This window comes from Salinicola lusitanus (assembly GCF_003206045.1).
In the GTDB taxonomy this organism is placed as follows: Bacteria; Pseudomonadota; Gammaproteobacteria; order Pseudomonadales; family Halomonadaceae; genus Salinicola; species Salinicola lusitanus.
Window position 1 is genome coordinate 660,365 of record NZ_PZJM01000003.1, and the last position, 17,037, is coordinate 677,401.

Genomic DNA, 17,037 nt, shown 5'->3' on the forward strand with positions numbered 1-17,037 from the left:
TGACCAACCCGGCGACATCGGTATTGCTCTTTATGTGTCGGCCGGATCGGCAACGTGCGCGGCGAGGCCGGTTTGGCCCGGCGCAACGTGGTCGGCCATGGTGTGGCGATCGGGGAAGTCACCGCCGTTTTGCGACCGGAAGGGAATCGGCGCGTCGGTGAATAGCCCGGCGAGACGCACACGCCATGCTTCCTTGATCGCCTCCACTTCCTCCGCCGTGGAAACGTGAGCCGCGCGATAGATCGCGTGCGTCGGGAGCACGTCCATGCCGGGGTAGAACAGCGCGCCATGAGTGAGCGGGAACAGCAGCTGCTCGATCGGCCCGTTGATACCCCGCGGGCCATAGTCGGCCGCTGGACCGCCGGCCTGCACGTTGACCAGCGCTCGCTTGCCCTTGAGGATGCCCTCGCCAAAGCGGAACTCGTTGGAGCCATTCTGATAGCCGTAGGCAAAACCGAAGGCATAGACCCGCTCTATCCAGCCCTTAAGGATCGCGGGCACGCCGTACCACCACAACGGGAATTGCAGGACCACAGCGTCGGCCTCGAGCAGCTTCTGCTGCTCGGCGATCACGTCGGGCGTCTGATGGCCGCTTGCATAAGCATGGCCTGACTCCATGATGAACGACAGCCGTTCAGGGTTGTCGCGCATCGGAAAGTCATCGGCGTCGTACACCGCCTTCCACTTCATGCCGTAGAGGTCCGAATGGACCACGGTGTGCCCCGCTGCCGACAGCGTCTCAGTGGTCACGTCGACCAGCTGCCGTGTCAGTGAAGTGGGCTCGGGGTGCGCGTAAACGATGAGAATATTTTTTTTCATGAGATTGTCTCCGCAGCGTTGAGAGCTGTGTCCGCTTGATTGATGTTCCCGATCGGTATCAATTGCTCGCCAGGACTCGCACGTTGGTGATACAGATGTTTTCGTAGGATCTGCGTGCACGCGCGGTCGCGCTCGGCACGATGATGCCGCCATCGATTTCGATACTTACTCTGTTGATGGCGCGGCGAGGCTCCTCGATCACCAGCGGAATGCTTGTTTCGTCGCAGCAGTTCGCGCCAAAGCGCGCGCTGAGCTAGTCGGGATGGGATGCTGACTAACATCACTCGATGCCTCCGGCTCGGGATTGGATGCCCGGCTGCCCTCAATATGCGCATTCGAGTAATATTTCTGAAATCGATTTTCTTAACATGTGGTATCCAGATAGCGGATACCTAGTCGCTGATCGCCACGTTGGCAGCACTTGCACGCGGGTGTTCGATTGGCCAGTCGGCGCGGCACGGCCCCATAAGCTCCAGTTTGGCGGCTATCTACCAATCGTGAGACCAGCCGCGATCGCGTTCGCGCCAGGAGTCCGACGCCAACACAAACAGCTTCCCCTCAGCCGGCCAAGCCGTTGATGGGCAGCGCCGCGACTATCATATATAGAGCTGATTAAACGGCGACCAGGAATAGACAGAGTGAATGACAGTCGGATCGACCTCAATCTCTTGGCGACGCTCGAGGTACTGCTCGCCGAACAAAACGTAACGAAAGCGGCAGATCAACTGAACCTCAGTCAGCCGGCGGTAAGCGCGCAACTCGCGCGGCTTCGGGATTTGTTTGACGACCCGCTTCTGCTCCCGACTCGTCGAGGCATGATCCCGACCGCCAAGGCAATCGAACTTGCACCGCAACTAAGAGACGCGCTGGATCACGTGCGCAACGCGCTACATTCTCATCAGGACTTCGATCCCGGCACGGCGAAGCTGACCATATCAATCGGCTGTTCAGACTATATCCAGGCCACAGTGGTGATGCCGCTCGTCCTGGCTCTCCGGCAGACAGCGCCGGGAGTACGGGTAGCCGTTTGGAATCTGATGCCCGAGCTGGTGGAGCAGCAACTGGGGAACCAGGACGTCGACCTTGTCATCGCCCTTCCCAGGCCACCGGCTCCCCACCTGCGGACAAGTCACCTATTCGACGAAAGTTATGTCCTCATAGGAAGGCGCGATCACCCTCGGCTGAAGGCGGATATGACGATAGACGAATATGTCGAACTGGAACACGTCGTGGTGTCACCGCGGGGCGGCGATTTCGAAACGCCAGTGGACAGTGCTTTGGCGACACTTGGTTACCGACGCAACGTCGTCGTGTCGGCGGCCTCCTTTTTGCTCTTGCCGGAGATCGTCTTAGATAGTGACCTGGTTGCGCTCGTGCCGCGGCGCCTGTTTCTCAGGCAGTCGGAGAAATTCATGAGGGTCGACCTGCCCTGGCTGGGGGAACAATTCAAAATCAATCTGATCTGGCACGAGAGATGTCATAGGCATGCGGGCCACCGCTGGATCCGCGACTTCATCGGACGTCTGGTTGGGGACCAAAATATCTGCGCATAACGCGCCACGATATCCACCAACCCTCGCCCGCCCGTTAGATCCAACGCCGAGCTGTGCGCCGCCTTGCGCACCACCGCCATTGCCGCCTCCAGCTCCCGCGCGTTGGCCTCAAAACGTTGCTGGTGCAACGTCCAACCCTGGATGAGATGTTCTCGCAGGACACGCGTTGCCCATTGGCGGAAGCGGACCGCCCGCCGAGAATTGACGCGATAACCGACTGAGATGATGGCATCAAGGTCGTAGTGCTGTATTTTACGGTGCACCTCACGGCGACCTTCCTGTCGAACTACTAAGAAATCCTTAGCAGTTGCCTCCTCGGCCAACTCCTCGTCATTGAAGATGTTCTTGAGGTGCATCAGCACGTTCTCGGGCGTGGTCTCGAATACCTCGCCCATCTGCCGCTGCGTCAGCCAGACGGTCTCGCGACCTTCATCCAGACGCACGTCGACCGCCTTCTCGGCATCTTCGTAGATCAGAATTTGTGGTTGTTCGCTCATGTTGGCTTGATCCAGATGCGTTGGCGTCTAAGGACCATATCACGCACTCTTTGGGGAATCCGCCGCCAGAGACCAGGATCACCACGTTCCAGTCGCCTTTTGTGGAGCCAGCGTCAAGCGGGGAGAAATCGTTGGCGAGACTCAGCTCATGACGACCATCACCACCAGCACCACCGTCAGCAATAACAGGTACACCCTGGCATGAACGCGGTCGGGAATCCGCCCGATCCATCGCGACGCCAGGCGGATGCCGAGCCATGACCCCACCGCCAGCGCCAACAAGGCACGCAGATCCACATACCCCGCATACCAGGTGCCCAGGGTAGTATCGCCAGCCGACAGCAACACGTAAGTCGCGGTGCCACTCACCGCCATCGGCAACGACAACGGATTGGCCATCGCCGTGGCCGCCGTCATGCTGGCCCCTCTGCGGCGCATCAGCGGTACGGTCATCACGCTGCCGCCAACCCCCAGAAAGGCCGCGACGATACCGATGAACAAGCCTGTCACCGCCGTTACCAGACGGCCCATGGGGCGGACCTCCTCACTCGCTTGATGCAGGAAACCCGGCCGCAGGATGGCATCCGCAATAGTCAGCCCCAGATAGCCGATGAATACCCAGCGCACCCAGCCCCCACTCAACGACACCGCCGCGGCCGCGCCGAGCACGGCGCCGATGGCGATATAACCGACCAACGGACGCACCAAGTGCCATTGCACGGTCCGCCGCCGATGGTGACGCCATGTCGACAGGGAGGCAGCGAAGATCATCAGTGCGGTCGAGGTAGCTACCGCGATGTGCATGGCCGCCAGGCCCATCGTGCTATCCGGCCCATGGACGGCGATCAGCAAGATATACATCAAGGGAACCACGACAAAACCGCCACCAAAACCGAACAACACGGTGGTGACGCCAGCTAACCCGCCGCAGAGAAGCAATACGCTATACACCGGAACTCTCCTGATGGAACGCAACGACAGGAACGATATTCCGATGAGGAGTGGCCGACGTTCGCCAGTTGGCCAATAATCGTTGTATTTCGGCCACCCTGAGGGCAAATGCTCAATATCCCCCTAGCGGACGTGGATCATGCGGCCCGGCCCGTCGTGGCCATCGGCACCGACTACAGTCCCGGCACCCTACTCGACTTTCATACCCATCGCCGAGCCCAGTTTCTTTACGGCATGACGGGCTTGATGGAGGTCGACACCGACGAAGGCACCTGGGTGGTGCCACCTTATAGCGGTGTCTGGTTGCCGGCGGGCAAGCGCCACCGGGTGCGGATGAACGGCGTCAGTACCCGCAGCCTGTATATCGAACCGGATGCGGCGCCACGCTCCTCCTCCAGTTGCGAGGTGCTGGTCGTGACACCACTCCTGCATCACCTGCTGCTGGCCTCCGCCAGCATGCCCGCGCTTTATGACGAGAGCGGTCGCGATGGAGCCCTCGCCCAACTCCTGCTGTACGAGCTGCAACGGGCGCCGGCGCTGCCGCTGTTTGCGCCTCTGCCCCGGGATCCTCATCTGGCCCGCCTGTGCAGAGATTTTCTTGGCCAGCCGCATATTCATAGCCTGCCGGAAGACTGGGCCCGACAACTTCATTGCAGCCAACGCACCTTCAATCGCCTGTTCCGTCAGCAGACCGGCCTGTCGTTCGCCGTATGGCGTCAGCAGGCCTGCCTCATGGCCGCCCTCCCCAGACTGCTCTCCGGCAGTTCCGTTACCCGAGCCGCGCTGGAACTCGGCTACGACAGCCCCGGCGCCTTTTCCAATATGTTTCGCAAGGTGCTCGGTCAATCGCCGACGGCCTTTGTTCGCGCGGCTACTCGCCAAGGGAAGGAGCTACCCATATATGATTCGCAGACATTGGCTGGCTTGCCATCCACCGACTAGAGCTCTCGCGGCAAACTTGTAAAAGCCAATGAAAGTCAACTCACAAGCGTGGAGCGGGCTTCCACCTTACATCCAGCGATGCAGCAGTGTGATCAAACGCCCATGTAGTCGCACATGCCCTCCGGAGGTTTGGTCGACCTCGACGCTGCCCGTCATACCGGCGGTCAGTTCGATGCTCTCTGGCACCCGATCGATGGCGATACGTACCGGAATACGTTGGGCCAGACGCACCCAGCTGAAACTCGGCTCGACACTCGGCAGCCCCTGATCATCGATCCCCTCGTTGGTATTGGCGATGCCGCGTCCAATACTGGCCACGTGGCCTCGTAATGGCGCTTCGAAGCCCATCAGCTGAACCGTTACCGCTGCCCCGGGATGGATGCCCTGGAGTTTGGTCTCGGCGAAATAGCCCGTGACCCAGAAACTGTTCGCATCCAGCACGGCGAGATTCTGCTGCCCAGCCACCGCGTAGTCACCTTTGCGTAAGCGTAGATGAGTCACATAGCCATCCACCGGGGAGCGCAGGGTCGAATGTGTCAGGTCCAGCCGAGCCAGATTCAGCGCGACCTGGGCTTGGTGTTTTTCCGCCCTGGCGATATCCACATCCTGCGTGGCGCTGTGAACCTGTTCGCGGGAGACATACTCTCCCAGTCCTTGCCGTCTCTTGGCATAGTCGACCTTCTGGCTCAGCGTCGCTGTCGCCGACGCCAATCGCGCCTCGGCCTGCTCGACAGCCAGTGCGAAGCGCTCGGGATCAATGCGATACAACAACTCTCCGCGCTTTACATACTGATCATCGGTGACAGCGACCTCGGCGATCGTCCCGGAGACCTCGGGAGCGATGCGCACGACCTGCGCATTGACTCGACCATCACGCGTCCAGGGAGCCAGTACGTAGGCTTGCCATAGTGCGATTACCAATAGCATCGCGGCGATGACCGCGCCCAGAGTCAGGGTCACTTTTGCAACAGGCATTAATAGACGTTTCATACGACACCTAGACATAGAGCACCAAGAGAGACAGCAGGCAAACAGAGATCGCGAATTCCAACAGCCCTGGATGCCAGATCCAGCGCAACAAGCCGCTGCGCCCTATCAGGAATCGCATTCCCAGAAATAGCGGTACCACCATCAAGGCATAGACAAAGAGGGGTGGCAGATAGATGCCCGCCACAGCAACTTCACTGAGCATTGGCGCCTCCTCGCGGGAGCCCAAAGAAGTAATCGGCGTGGCCTTCGATCAGCTCGGCAACCTCGATCAATGCAGCGGCCATATACTGCCGATTTTCAACGCGGCCCGATTCAACGACACCCGCGGCCATCATCAGGCGCGCGGCACGGCGCGCATGGCGAGCCGCCATGAGGGGATCGTCCGCGCGACACGCCATTCGCTTTAACGTCTTTTCCACCGTGGGGCGAATGGGGGATCGCTTTGGCGAAGCCTTCAGCCAGTGTCGCAAGCGCATCAGCTCCCGCCCCAGGTGCAGACTGGCGAGCGCATCACTGATGGCATGATCCATGGCAACAGGCTGGTTCTGGAGCACGGCACCCAGACGCGCCATGCGATGCTGCTGGCGCCACTGCCAGCGACGTTCATCTGTCGGTGCACGTCGCAACAGGGAGAGCGCCTCATCGCGAATACGATGGCGCAATCGTTCGATATCGCGTGCGAGGTTACGCGGCAGCAGCAGTCGAAAGCCAAGCAGGGTAAAAAACACGGCCAGTAACCACGCCACCGAAGCGTTGAGAAACAGGCTCAGGTCGTACTGCATAGGGTTGGCAGGCGCTGCCAATGTCGTGAACCCGACGAGATAGGCCATGCCGGCCAATGCATGACGAGGCAATGTGGTGAGAAAGACAGCGGGCAGCCAGAACAGCCCCAAAACTATCAGCAGCAAGAACAACCCTTCGATGTGCGGCAGTACCCCAAATGCACACACGAACGCCATCACCACGGCGGCTAACGTCCCTTTGATGAAAGCGATCGCTCCAGCGGCAGGATTGGGCGCCGTGGACAGCAGTGCACAGGCAGCCGCGAGTCCCGCCAACATCATGTTGCCGTGTTGCCAGCCAGTCGCGATCCAGAAAATACCGCCCAGTACCACGATCAGCATCGCACGCAAGCCGTTTTGCATCGCCGCCGTCCAGTCCCGGTGAAAGGGTACTGCAGGCAGGATGGGGCGAACGCCTGGACGATGTAACGTCGCGATACCGTCCAATGCGGCTAGATAATCGTCGATCTGCTCTACCAATCGATCACCCGCGATCAGCAGCGCCGGCTGCTCGGCTGGCACTGACGAGACCGACTCGAGTCTGGCCATCAGGCGTTCACGACTCTCGCACAAGCGTCGCCGCGCCTTGCCGAAGTCTCCAGCCGACACGTCGCTTGCGGCATCGCGCCATGACCGTTCGAGCTCCGGCTGCAAAGCCCGTAACGCCCGCATGCTGGTACTATGTTCGGATAAAGGCGAGATGCCGCCGACCAGGGCAGCGAATAGCGATGCCATGGCATGCCGTACCATGGCCCCCTGCTGTGCCAGATCGATCGATTCGGCCTTCCCCAGTGCCAGCAGATCATCTATGCCATAGACCTCGGCAATGAGCTTCCGCCGGGCGGGTGCGACCCGCGTAGGGCCGCCTTCGATCCCTTCCTCCAGTGCTTCGTGCTGAGTCGCCAGCGTTTCTGCGCTGGCCGCAAGCAACCGTGTCGACTGGGCTTCGAGACGCTGGCGTACCCGGCGGGCGCTGAATAGCGACGATACCAGGGCCAGACACATCACTCCGATCAACACGGCCGAACCACGATCCACCACATGCGCGAAGGTCGTTTGAGGTTGCTCTAGCGCACCGTAGACAGCCAAGCCAACGGTGTACCCGGCCAGCGCGGCACCGTAGGCCCGGAAATGGCGCACTAGTGTCATGCCCGCAACACACAGTCCAAACCAGACGCCGAACCCCAGCAAGAAAAGCCATGGCATCTGTCCAAACAGACTCATCAGTACGAGTGCAGCCAGCATGCCGGCCAGTGTGCCGATGACCCGCCAGATGCCTTTGCCGATGACCGCCCCCTGAACCGGGTTGATGACCAGCAGTACGGAGGACGCGGCGGAGTAGGGAGCTTCCAGATCGAACCAGTAGGCGAGGACGAGTGCCAACCAGGCGGCAAGAACCGAGCGAAGGACATAGGTCGCGCGAGGTGTGGTCAGGTCACAGCAAGAAAGACAGCGAATCAGCGCGGCATAGGGTTGGGCGGGAGTAACCGGAGGCGTCGGATTGACTGGCGCGGAACACATGATCGACCCACTTTTTGGTAATGAGTCGTATTACGATAATGAGAGTCTTGGATGTCGAGTAGTGACTTTATCGAAACCGATGAGTGCATCAGACGCATCGATTGAAGCAGGTACCGCTTCATGTCACGGGCAACGACGCCTCTGCGTTGCACAAGTCATAGATCGTGCGCCTTAACCACTGATGAGCAGGGTCGTTCTGAAGCCTGGGGTGCCAGGCCTGAATAAGTGGCGCGGTTTCCAACGCCATCGGCAAATCGAACAAGCGGATGCGAAGCCCTGCGGCAAGAGCACTGCTGGCGAGATGCCTGGGCAGTGGCAAAATCAGGTTGGCGTCCTGTAACGCAAACAGTGCCACATAGGGCGAGGAGACAACGAGAGAGACAAGCCGTTTCAAGCCATGCTTCTCCAGCGCGGCGTCGATCGGGCCGTGGGATTTACCCCGACGGGAAACGCCAACATGTTCCCAACGGACGAACTGCTCTAGGGTGATGTCAGCATCGAAAATCGGATGATTCTCGCGCGCCACGCCGACGAAAGTCGTGGTGAATAGTGGCTGCACGCGGATCTCCGGCCCAAGCTTACGGGAAGCGCTGACAAACAGATCGATGCGACCACTACGCAGCGCCTCATCGTCCAGATCGTCCTCTTCCGGGGACAGACGCAGCATAGCAAGCGGCATGTCAGTGGCCATCGCATCCAGCAAACGCCCCATGTGAACGCTCAGAAATTCATCCGTCGCACGCACATTGAAGCATCGCTCAAGTGTCTTCAGTTCGACCTCAGCTGTCGGTGCCAGCACCGCTGACGCCTGCTCCACGGCTGCTCGCACCTCCTCGCGCAAAGCCACAGCTCGGGGCGTGGGGACGAGCTTGCGACCGGCCTGCACGAATATCGGGTCACCCAGGGTTTCTCGGATACGGCCCAAAGTCCGGCTCATCGCAGGCGGGCTCAGATGCATGCGGCGGGCCGCCCCCGCCACGCTCCCCTCCTCTAACAGAGCGTCCAAGGCGAGCAACAGGTTCAAGTCGGGATGTTTCATCTCAAAGCTCATGAGCATTGCGTTGTACGCAATTATAATCACACTTCCATAACACCATGAGCATCAAAACAGATTTGAAGTGCTCCCTGATCTCGCCCGGCATCGCTCGTAATGCAAAACGGCCAGGCATCCATATGCCTGGCCGTTTTCGTTGCTACGCCTTGCCCCTGCCCTCTAGCGGCGCCCGCTCAGTGGTGATCCCCGCGTCTTCGCATGGCCCTGGCATCAGGGCTCCGCTCACCCCGCCAGATGGCGATCGAAGAAGTCGAGCAGTCGGGTGTGGTGGGTATTTTCCGCCTCACTGCGCGGTATATGATCTTCGCCTTCGTAGTAGTGAACCTCCGGGGACCGGCCATGGGGCCTGCAAGCGGGCTTCGAGCCGGTGGGTCATCGCTACCGACCAGACGCGATCCAACGTGCCATGGCTGAGGAACAGCGGGCCGGTATACCGCTCGATCTCGATGGGCTAGGTGGGCAGCAACGCCTCGGACGACCCGCGCCACTTCCAGGCACGCTGGGCGCCATCCCACGCCTGCCAGCCGGAGTCACCCACATCGCGGAAGGTGCGCCCATCGAACGCGCCGCAGATACAGTCCGGCGGGCTGTGCGCGGCCACGGCATCGGCGATGCCCGGTACGCCTCTCGCGCCATTAGCGACGTCAGCAGCAGGGCGTGCTCCGCCCCGCGGGAAACGCCGTAGAGCCCAACGCGGCCGGAAGAAACATCGAAGCCACGCAAGGCCTCCAACGCGGCGACGCTGCGGTCCAACGACACCTCATGAATGCTACCGGCGTTCCACACGTTGCCGCCTTGAGAGTAACCGAAGGGAAAGGCCAGGAAGCCGTGCGCGGCGAGGAGCACCGCATTGCGGTGGCTCCAGCCCGACAAGGCACCCTCCGAGCCGTGCAGGATCATCACGGTAGGAAAAGGCCTCTCACCCGGCGGGCCATAGGTCGTGCCCCACTCGGGGAGTAAACGTCGGACGATATTGAGTGGCATGATTATGCTTCCAAAGCTCAACTAAATAGGAGTTTGTCACCTACCGCCGTAAACTCTGAGGGTGGCCAGTCTCCATCGCCTGTATTCGTACTGCTCCCAGATGTCCTTGGGACAAGCCTTGAACTCGTTCTGCGTACTGCGCCGGGCTTCATCGATCCAGCCCTAGGCTTCGGAGAATGTATGATCGTACTGGCGAGCCACCTCTGTGGCAGTAGTCTTGCCCTTGAAGATTTCCATGGCCACGGTGGCCTTGCTCTTCGCGGTCCATCGCTTGATGGTGTCGTCGTCGCGCATCTGGTCCTCCTGATGGCTGCACCATAGCTTGTGCAGCTACGGAGGGGATCACTTCACCAGCACCAGCACCAGCACCAGCACCAGCACCAGCACGATCACATCCGCCTGCACCACATACTCGATGGCATCGAGCGTGATACTCCAGTCACTATCGGCGGAGCCATCCTCTCGTTGGATAAATAGCTTGAACTTCACCTCACAACCGATCGCTGGCAGCATGTGCTAAAAACCGCGCTGCTTCGCATTATCCTTGTTGGCGACGTCGCAGCGGGTGGTCAGCATATCCGGTTCGCAGCTAGTCTAAGTGTTTCCGTAGGCGTCTCTTAAGGAGTATTAAATGTTCTAGGAGTTGGCAACAAGTATCGCACAGAGGAGAGCCCCTAAAGGCATTGAGGCGCGAACGCTTTCCAGCTTTGCAATGAGAACAAAACTATGGACCATAATGTCGTCCGTCGACTGCAAACATCAGAACCGCTGATGAAAAATCACACATCAATTTGAACAGGTAATACCAATTCATCAAACGTAGACTCAACCGAAACCAATCAGAAGCTAGTCACATAATTTTTAGCTATTTACAAAACCCATACAAAGAGATAGTCGCCGAATCTACTAGAACACCAACCAGAACTGAAAATCGTAGTCTCTTAAGCCTCTCACCACGAGTATCTCGCCAATAAACTCACCGGCCGAAAGCAGACGCTTAGCCGGGAAAAAGCTGACTAGCGACATCAATTTTTAACCTGTGCTCCCACGCCATACGACACTATCGCTCTCGAAGAGCCTTCTACGAAAAGCTTCAGTTTCATTATGCGCGTTGTTGGATCTCTTTCCTCGATATGATCGAAGCAGAGGCTTAGCACTTTCCATACGTCAGGAACGGTAAGCTCGTTAGCCCGAAAAGGGACAGTGAATTCATTTTTCATAATCCCGCCTGAGAGGTAATGCTCAAAACTGCACCGAATTTCTTTAATAGGTACAGTTTTCTTGATTGACCTAGTTGGGGTGTACACCCATACGTCGAAATTCAACGAGAACAGTTCGAGGCCGTTCTGGCCGTCCGTCGCTTCAAACCGAACTGTGTCATTCAATTGCCCCTCTTTCTCACAGGCCTCGATAGCATTTCTGACAGTAGCCAAACATAGCTGGCTCGAAACAACGGTAGTTGGATAACTCATATCCAATGCGAGCGATCGCGCTTTTTCTAGCCGATAAGTTACCAAGCTTACCTTTTTCTCATAACCAGAACTGACTGATATTTGTCTAAACTTCCTCATCACGTCAGGCGCATAAATATCGCCGAGAGATTCCCTTATTACAATATCACCTACGACCGCCCCTAAGAAGCGGGCCGCACTTTCATACTCATCCTGCTTATTAGGATCCCACCGATGAGGGCTTTTGAGTGAATGATGGCGAAGCTTTCCTCGCAGAAGAACTAGTGCCTTTATTTTCTCACAAAGGCTATCCTGCGGTTTAAAGAGTTCGAATTTTTTCGATGCAACCAACCCATTTTGCTTTAAAAACTCAGCAGCAGTACTCTCCAAAACTTCACAAAAAACATGTTCTTTCGATAGTTTTTCTATCTGCTGCACTGTCTTTGTTTTTCCGTCACAATACCTTGCCTCAAGAAACAAGAACATATTGTTGTAGGAATCAACATAGCGCCCTGCACCGAACGCGATCCTTCCCTCCCTAAAGTGAGAAGTGGATTCTATCCGATCATCTTCGACAGGTCCGACGCAAAATGCTCTACCAATTTGTTCAAAGTCACACGCAGAATTCAATTCCATGCTAACACTGGATTTAAACGACTTAATCGGAACAAGCGGTTCCTCGTCGACATTCTCTGCATAAAACCTCATCTCGTAGCTATCGTAGTCGACATCTATAACCTGAAGGCCGCTTACGATGGTTTGCCATTTTATGATTTCTTTCCTCGCTACACTAGCATAGCCGCCATCACTCAATTGAACTTGCAGCGTACTAGCCGCGTTCGCTTCTGGAGTAAGACGTGGGGCATGCTCGGTTCCGACGTCAAAGAATGACAGGCAGACCCTTTTTAGAACATTCTCTTCGCGTTCAAGAAAGAAAATTCTTCCTTCACTTTTGATGGGCCAACCTTCCATGACTTCGACATGATTTTTTACATCGAAAGCAAAAGTAATTATCATTACCACGAACCTCCTATCGATGTGTAGCACAACTATTTCACACCACCCAAAAACTAATATTCTGCACCGAGCGCCATCACGCCTAACTTTAAGGCGCAAAACCAACCTATAGTGGAACTCTAGATAATCGCAAAAAACCTAGCTAATAAAACCTGGCGTGCCACTTACCATTGCATTAGCTTTATTTGACAATCTCTTTCTGCATCTTATTAGTTTGTATAGTAGAGCCGCACATCACCAAACGCAAACCATAGTCGTCAAACTTTATCACTCAAATAACAAGACAGTATCTAGAGCCCGGAGAACACACTGAAAACACCAAACTTGCAAATAGCACCAATATAAAAAAAGCCCATGAAAACATAGGCTTTTGAACTATCACTAGAAAGTGCCAGCTAACGTGCCATCACTCCCACTCAATCGTCGCGGGCGGCTTGCTACTGACATCGTAGGTCACGCGGGAGACGCCGCTGATCTCGTTGATGATGCGGTTAGAAACCTTTTCGAGCAACTCGTACGGCAGGTGGGCCCAGCGGGCGGTCATGAAGTCGATGGTTTCGACGGCGCGCAGGGCGATGACCCACTCGTAGCGGCGGCCGTCGCCGACTACGCCGACCGACTTCACCGGCAGGAAGACGGCAAAGGCCTGGCTGGTCTTGTGGTACCAGTCGGCGTTGTGCAGCTCTTCGATGAAGATGGCGTCGGCTTCACGCAGGATGTCGGCGTACTCTTTTTTGACCTCGCCGAGAATACGCACGCCCAGGCCCGGCCCCGGGAAGGGGTGGCGGTAGACCATGTCGTAGGGCAGGCCGAGTTCGAGGCCGAGCTTGCGCACTTCGTCCTTGAACAGTTCGCGCAGCGGTTCGACCAGCTTGAGCTTCATGGTCTCGGGCAGGCCGCCGACGTTGTGGTGCGACTTGATCACGTGGGCCTTGCCGGTCTTGCTGGCGGCGGACTCGATCACGTCCGGGTAGATGGTGCCCTGGGCGAGGAAGTCGACGCCGTCGATCTTGGCCGCTTCGCGGTCGAACACGTCGATGAAGGTATTGCCGATGATCTTGCGCTTGGCTTCGGGGTCGTTCTCGCCGCCCAGGTTACCGAGGAATTCACCTTCGGCGTCGACGCGGATCACCTTGACGCCCATATGGCTGGCGAAGGTTTCCATCACCTGGTCGCCTTCGTTCTTGCGTAGCAGCCCGTTGTCGACGAAGACGCAGGTGAGCTGATCGCCGATCGCCTTGTGCAGCAGCGCCGCAACCACGGAGGAGTCCACGCCGCCGGAGAGGCCGAGCAGCACGTGGCGGTCGCCGACCTGTTCGCGGACGCGCTCGGTCAGGTCTTCGATGATCTGCGCCGGGGTCCAGAGTTTTTCCGCCTTGCAGATATCCAGCACGAAGCGCTCGAGGATGCGCTGGCCCTGCAGGGTGTGGGTCACTTCCGGGTGGAACTGGACGCCGTAGAAGCGCTTTTCCGGCCAGGTCATGGCGGCGATGGGGCAGCTCGGCGTGGAAGCGGTGACGGTGAACTCGGCCGGGGCACGGGCAACCTTGTCGCCGTGGCTCATCCACACGTCCAGCAGCGCCCCGCCGTCGTGGCCGACATGATCCTTGATCCCGCCGAGCAGGTCGTCTTCAGCGGAAACGCTGATCTGGGCGTAGCCGAATTCGCGCTTGTTGGAGCCTTCGGTGGCGCCGCCCAGCTGTTCGGCCATGGTCTGCATGCCGTAGCAGATACCGAACACCGGCAGGCCCATCTCGAACACGCATTCCGGCGCGCGCGGCGAGCCCAGCTCGGAGACCGATTCCGGCCCACCGGAGAGGATGATGCCGTTGGGGTTGTATTCGCGGATCTCTTCTTCGGTGATATCGAAGGCGCGGATCTCGGAGAACACGCCGATCTCGCGCACGCGGCGGGCGATCAGCTGCGTGTACTGGGAGCCGAAGTCGAGGATCAGGATCTTGTGCGAATGGATGTCGGTCATGAAGGGGCCACCGCCGTAAGGGTTTCAATTGCCGAGACAAAAGCACGGCCGGAAAAGAATGAAGAGGAAAGAGCGAAGGGGAAAGATGCACTTCCCACTTCTCCCTTCCCTCTTCCGACAAACGGGTCAATCAAGCGCCGCGATAATTCGGCGCTTCTTTGGTGATCTGCACATCGTGTACATGCGACTCGGTAATGCCTGCACCGGTGATCTTGACGAACTCCGGCAGCGTGCGCATCTCGTCGATGTTGTGGCAGCCGGTGTAGCCCATGGAGGCGCGCAGGCCACCCATCATCTGGTGAACGATGGCGCTCATCTGGCCCTTGTAGGGCACGCGGCCTTCGATACCTTCCGGCACCAGCTTCTCGACGCCTTCGTCCTTGCTCTGGAAGTAGCGATCCGAAGAGCCCTGGGTCTGGGACATCGCGCCCATGGAGCCCATGCCGCGATAGGCCTTGTAGGTCCGGCCCTGGAACAGCTCGACCTCGCCCGGCGCTTCCTCGGTGCCGGCGAGCATGCTGCCGAGCATCACGGTGCTGGCGCCGGCGACGATCGCCTTGGCGATGTCACCGGAGTAGCGCACGCCGCCATCGGCGATCAGCGGGATGTCGAACGGCTTGAGCGCTTCGGCGACGTTGGCGACGGCGGTGATCTGCAGCACGCCGACGCCGGTGACGACGCGGGTGGTGCAGATGGAACCGGGGCCGATACCGACCTTGACCGCGTCGGCGCCGGCTTCGGCCAGAGCGACGGCGGCTTCACCGGTGGCGATGTTGCCGCCGATCACCTGCAGTTCCGGGTAGTGCTCCTTGACCCAGCGCACCCGGTCGATGACGCCCTTGGAGTGGCCGTGGGCGGTATCGACGACCAGCACGTCGACGCCGGCTTCGACCAGCGCGGCGATGCGGTCCGGGGTTTCCGGGCCGGTGCCGACGGCAGCGCCGACCAGCAGGCGGCCATCGGCGTCCTTGGCGGCCATCGGGTAGGTGCGGGCTTTCTCGATGTCACGCACGGTGACCAGGCCGCGCAGATGGAAGTCCTTGTCGACGACCAGGATCTTCTCGATGCGGTTCTCCTGCAGCTTGGACTTGATCACGTCCAGCGAGGTGCCTTCGAGCACGGTGACCAGCTTGTCGCGCGGGGTCATGATCGCTTCGACGCTGTCGCTGTGGTCCGGCTGGAAGCGCATGTCACGCCCGGTGACGATACCGACCAGGGTCTCGCCCTCGACCACCGGGAAGCCGGAATAGCCGTACTCCTTGGCCATCTCCAGCAGGTCCTGCAGTTTGGCGTTGGGACCGACGGTGACCGGGTCCTTGACGATAACGCTCTCGTGCTTCTTGACCTTGCGGACCTCGGCGGCCTGCTGGGTGATCGACATGCTCTTGTGGATGATGCCGATGCCGCCTTCCTGCGCCATGGCGATGGCCAGGCGCGCTTCGGTGACGGTATCCATGGCGGACGAGAGCAGCGGGATGTTGAGGGTCAGCTTGCGGGTCAGGCGGGACTTGAGTTCGACGTCTCTGGGCAGGACATCCGAGTAGCGGGGTACGAGTAATACGTCATCGAACGTAAGAGCTTCTTGCGCTATACGTAGCATGGTCGGAAACCCAATTGGCAGGTGGTGGGGAGCCTGTAACAGCCTGCGGCACCGCGATGAGGCATGCAGTGGGACCGAATCGGGGCCGCGAAAAGTTAATCGCGCATTATAGTCGTTTGGTCGGTGCCTCTCAATGGCAAGCGGCGGTTGTGTGATAGGAGATGGACGATGCACGCCGGCTGGCGGATTCGTTTAAGGTGTGCTCATGGCGCACTTCTCCCGCCAAGTCACGGTTTCTCTACGACATCCTCCCGCTCGGTGGCATGTTCGGGGGAGCCATGGCACGCCAGGATCTGCCGCAGACAAGAGACAATCTCTGAGCTTGTCTTCGTCTGAGAAGCCTCGTCAAGCGCCGCCTCCAGGAAGCCATCGTAGTCTTGGCTCGCCTCGGCGTGAATCTGCCGTCCACGCTTGGTGATGACGGTATAAACGCCACGCTTATCGTCTGGGCAGACATCGCGAATCGTATGCCCATTGCGTTCCATGCGCTCGACAAGCCGAGTCACGGAACTCTGATTCAACCCGAGCCTCTTCGCTAGCTCCTGCATTCTCAACTCAGCATCAGGTTCGGCGGCGAGCAAGTGTAAAGCGCGATATTCGGTCAAACCCAAGCCATGCTGGCGCTGAAGGCTCTTGGCAACCTGATGCTCGACGGACTCGAAAACCCCTTTCAAGCTCTGCCACATTACCGACGGTGACGTCATAGCGGTCCTCATTTGGCGACAACCCTGGAACCAACATGGTTGTATACACATACAATATTCAATGAACCGTCCCATGACCAGCTATTCAGGACTGGTCCCACCGCCTGAGGAGTGGGACTAACGCTAATGGCTCTGAGGCGCCAATGGTTCTTTCGTACTGCCGGCGGAATGAATCCAACGTCAATCACCAA

General features: G+C 58.6%; 15 protein-coding genes. 2 read left to right on the plus strand and 13 right to left on the minus strand.

Annotated elements, in window-relative coordinates; all coding sequences use genetic code 11:
* Nucleotides 1-30: 30 nt before the first annotated feature.
* Nucleotides 31-819: an NAD(P)H-dependent oxidoreductase gene (locus tag DOM45_RS06810; RefSeq protein WP_110598797.1), complete on the minus strand. Its 789-nt coding sequence runs from the start codon at nt 817-819 to the stop codon at nt 31-33.
* Between the two features lie 638 nt (nt 820-1,457).
* Here DOM45_RS06810 and DOM45_RS06815 point away from each other — a divergent pair.
* Nucleotides 1,458-2,372 carry a LysR family transcriptional regulator gene (locus tag DOM45_RS06815; protein ID WP_110598799.1) on the plus strand — a complete coding sequence of 305 codons (915 nt, stop codon included), beginning with the start codon at nt 1,458-1,460 and terminating at the stop codon, nt 2,370-2,372.
* Here DOM45_RS06815 and DOM45_RS06820 read toward each other — a convergent pair.
* Together DOM45_RS06820 and DOM45_RS06825 are read right to left on the minus strand one after the other, a co-directional pair.
* Entirely contained in the window at nt 2,297-2,869 is a 573-nt protein-coding gene (locus DOM45_RS06820) for a virulence RhuM family protein (RefSeq protein ID WP_110598801.1), read from the minus strand. The two genes, DOM45_RS06815 and DOM45_RS06820, sit on opposite strands and share 76 nt — an antisense overlap.
* Nucleotides 2,870-3,010: 141 nt before the next feature.
* Entirely contained in the window at nt 3,011-3,820 is an 810-nt protein-coding gene (locus tag DOM45_RS06825) for a sulfite exporter TauE/SafE family protein (RefSeq protein WP_110598803.1), read from the minus strand.
* Nucleotides 3,821-3,928: 108 nt separating this feature from the next.
* On the opposite strand from DOM45_RS06825, the gene DOM45_RS06830 reads away from it, so the two are divergent.
* A complete protein-coding gene (locus DOM45_RS06830) occupies nt 3,929-4,762 on the plus strand; it encodes an AraC family transcriptional regulator (RefSeq protein ID WP_110598805.1) in 834 nt (277 codons plus the stop codon).
* A gap of 66 nt (nt 4,763-4,828) precedes the next feature.
* On the opposite strand, the gene DOM45_RS06835 is transcribed toward DOM45_RS06830, so the two are convergent.
* From DOM45_RS06835 to DOM45_RS06870, 10 genes are all read right to left on the minus strand, one after another.
* Nucleotides 4,829-5,752 carry an efflux RND transporter periplasmic adaptor subunit gene (locus DOM45_RS06835; protein WP_110598806.1) on the minus strand — a complete coding sequence of 308 codons (924 nt, stop codon included), beginning with the start codon at nt 5,750-5,752 and terminating at the stop codon, nt 4,829-4,831.
* 7 nt (nt 5,753-5,759) lie between these two features.
* The gene (locus DOM45_RS06840) at nt 5,760-5,954 is read right to left on the minus strand and encodes a DUF1656 domain-containing protein (RefSeq protein ID WP_110598808.1); all 195 of its coding nucleotides are present in this window, start codon (nt 5,952-5,954) and stop codon (nt 5,760-5,762) included.
* The gene (locus tag DOM45_RS06845; RefSeq protein WP_110598810.1) at nt 5,944-8,055 is read right to left on the minus strand and encodes an FUSC family protein; all 2,112 of its coding nucleotides are present in this window, start codon (nt 8,053-8,055) and stop codon (nt 5,944-5,946) included. The genes DOM45_RS06840 and DOM45_RS06845 overlap by 11 nt, the downstream gene beginning before the upstream one ends.
* A gap of 118 nt (nt 8,056-8,173) precedes the next feature.
* The gene (locus DOM45_RS06850) at nt 8,174-9,094 is read right to left on the minus strand and encodes a LysR family transcriptional regulator (protein WP_110599025.1); all 921 of its coding nucleotides are present in this window, start codon (nt 9,092-9,094) and stop codon (nt 8,174-8,176) included.
* Nucleotides 9,095-10,255: 1,161 nt separating this feature from the next.
* Nucleotides 10,256-10,387, minus strand: a complete 132-nt coding sequence (locus DOM45_RS20390) for a hypothetical protein (RefSeq protein ID WP_280951657.1) — start codon at nt 10,385-10,387, stop codon at nt 10,256-10,258.
* A gap of 48 nt (nt 10,388-10,435) precedes the next feature.
* The gene (locus DOM45_RS19975) at nt 10,436-10,582 is read right to left on the minus strand and encodes a hypothetical protein (RefSeq protein ID WP_157958362.1); all 147 of its coding nucleotides are present in this window, start codon (nt 10,580-10,582) and stop codon (nt 10,436-10,438) included.
* A gap of 536 nt (nt 10,583-11,118) precedes the next feature.
* Nucleotides 11,119-12,561 (minus strand): hypothetical protein, encoded by a 1,443-nt coding sequence (locus DOM45_RS19980; RefSeq protein WP_157958363.1) that lies wholly within the window; start codon nt 12,559-12,561, stop codon nt 11,119-11,121.
* Between the two features lie 406 nt (nt 12,562-12,967).
* Nucleotides 12,968-14,542 carry a glutamine-hydrolyzing GMP synthase gene (gene guaA, locus DOM45_RS06860; protein WP_110598812.1) on the minus strand — a complete coding sequence of 525 codons (1,575 nt, stop codon included), beginning with the start codon at nt 14,540-14,542 and terminating at the stop codon, nt 12,968-12,970.
* A gap of 130 nt (nt 14,543-14,672) precedes the next feature.
* Nucleotides 14,673-16,142: an IMP dehydrogenase gene (gene guaB / locus DOM45_RS06865; RefSeq protein WP_110598813.1), complete on the minus strand. Its 1,470-nt coding sequence runs from the start codon at nt 16,140-16,142 to the stop codon at nt 14,673-14,675.
* 227 nt (nt 16,143-16,369) lie between these two features.
* Nucleotides 16,370-16,846 carry a MarR family winged helix-turn-helix transcriptional regulator gene (locus DOM45_RS06870; protein ID WP_110598815.1) on the minus strand — a complete coding sequence of 159 codons (477 nt, stop codon included), beginning with the start codon at nt 16,844-16,846 and terminating at the stop codon, nt 16,370-16,372.
* Nucleotides 16,847-17,037: the final 191 nt, after the last annotated feature.

Coding starts and splice junctions, on each gene's coding strand:
- DOM45_RS06840 (WP_110598808.1), bottom strand. CDS start 5,954: ATGCTCAGTGAAGTTGCTGTGGCGGGCATCTATCTGCCACCCCTCTTT.
- guaA (WP_110598812.1), bottom strand. CDS start 14,542: ATGACCGACATCCATTCGCACAAGATCCTGATCCTCGACTTCGGCTCC.
- DOM45_RS19980 (WP_157958363.1), bottom strand. CDS start 12,561: ATGATAATTACTTTTGCTTTCGATGTAAAAAATCATGTCGAAGTCATG.
- DOM45_RS20390 (WP_280951657.1), bottom strand. CDS start 10,387: ATGCGCGACGACGACACCATCAAGCGATGGACCGCGAAGAGCAAGGCC.
- DOM45_RS06835 (WP_110598806.1), bottom strand. CDS start 5,752: ATGAAACGTCTATTAATGCCTGTTGCAAAAGTGACCCTGACTCTGGGC.
- DOM45_RS06820 (WP_110598801.1), bottom strand. CDS start 2,869: ATGAGCGAACAACCACAAATTCTGATCTACGAAGATGCCGAGAAGGCG.
- DOM45_RS06830 (WP_110598805.1), top strand. CDS start 3,929: ATGCTCAATATCCCCCTAGCGGACGTGGATCATGCGGCCCGGCCCGTC.
- DOM45_RS06845 (WP_110598810.1), bottom strand. CDS start 8,055: ATGTGTTCCGCGCCAGTCAATCCGACGCCTCCGGTTACTCCCGCCCAA.
- DOM45_RS06870 (WP_110598815.1), bottom strand. CDS start 16,846: ATGACGTCACCGTCGGTAATGTGGCAGAGCTTGAAAGGGGTTTTCGAG.
- DOM45_RS06810 (WP_110598797.1), bottom strand. CDS start 819: ATGAAAAAAAATATTCTCATCGTTTACGCGCACCCCGAGCCCACTTCA.
- DOM45_RS06850 (WP_110599025.1), bottom strand. CDS start 9,094: ATGAAACATCCCGACTTGAACCTGTTGCTCGCCTTGGACGCTCTGTTA.
- guaB (WP_110598813.1), bottom strand. CDS start 16,142: ATGCTACGTATAGCGCAAGAAGCTCTTACGTTCGATGACGTATTACTC.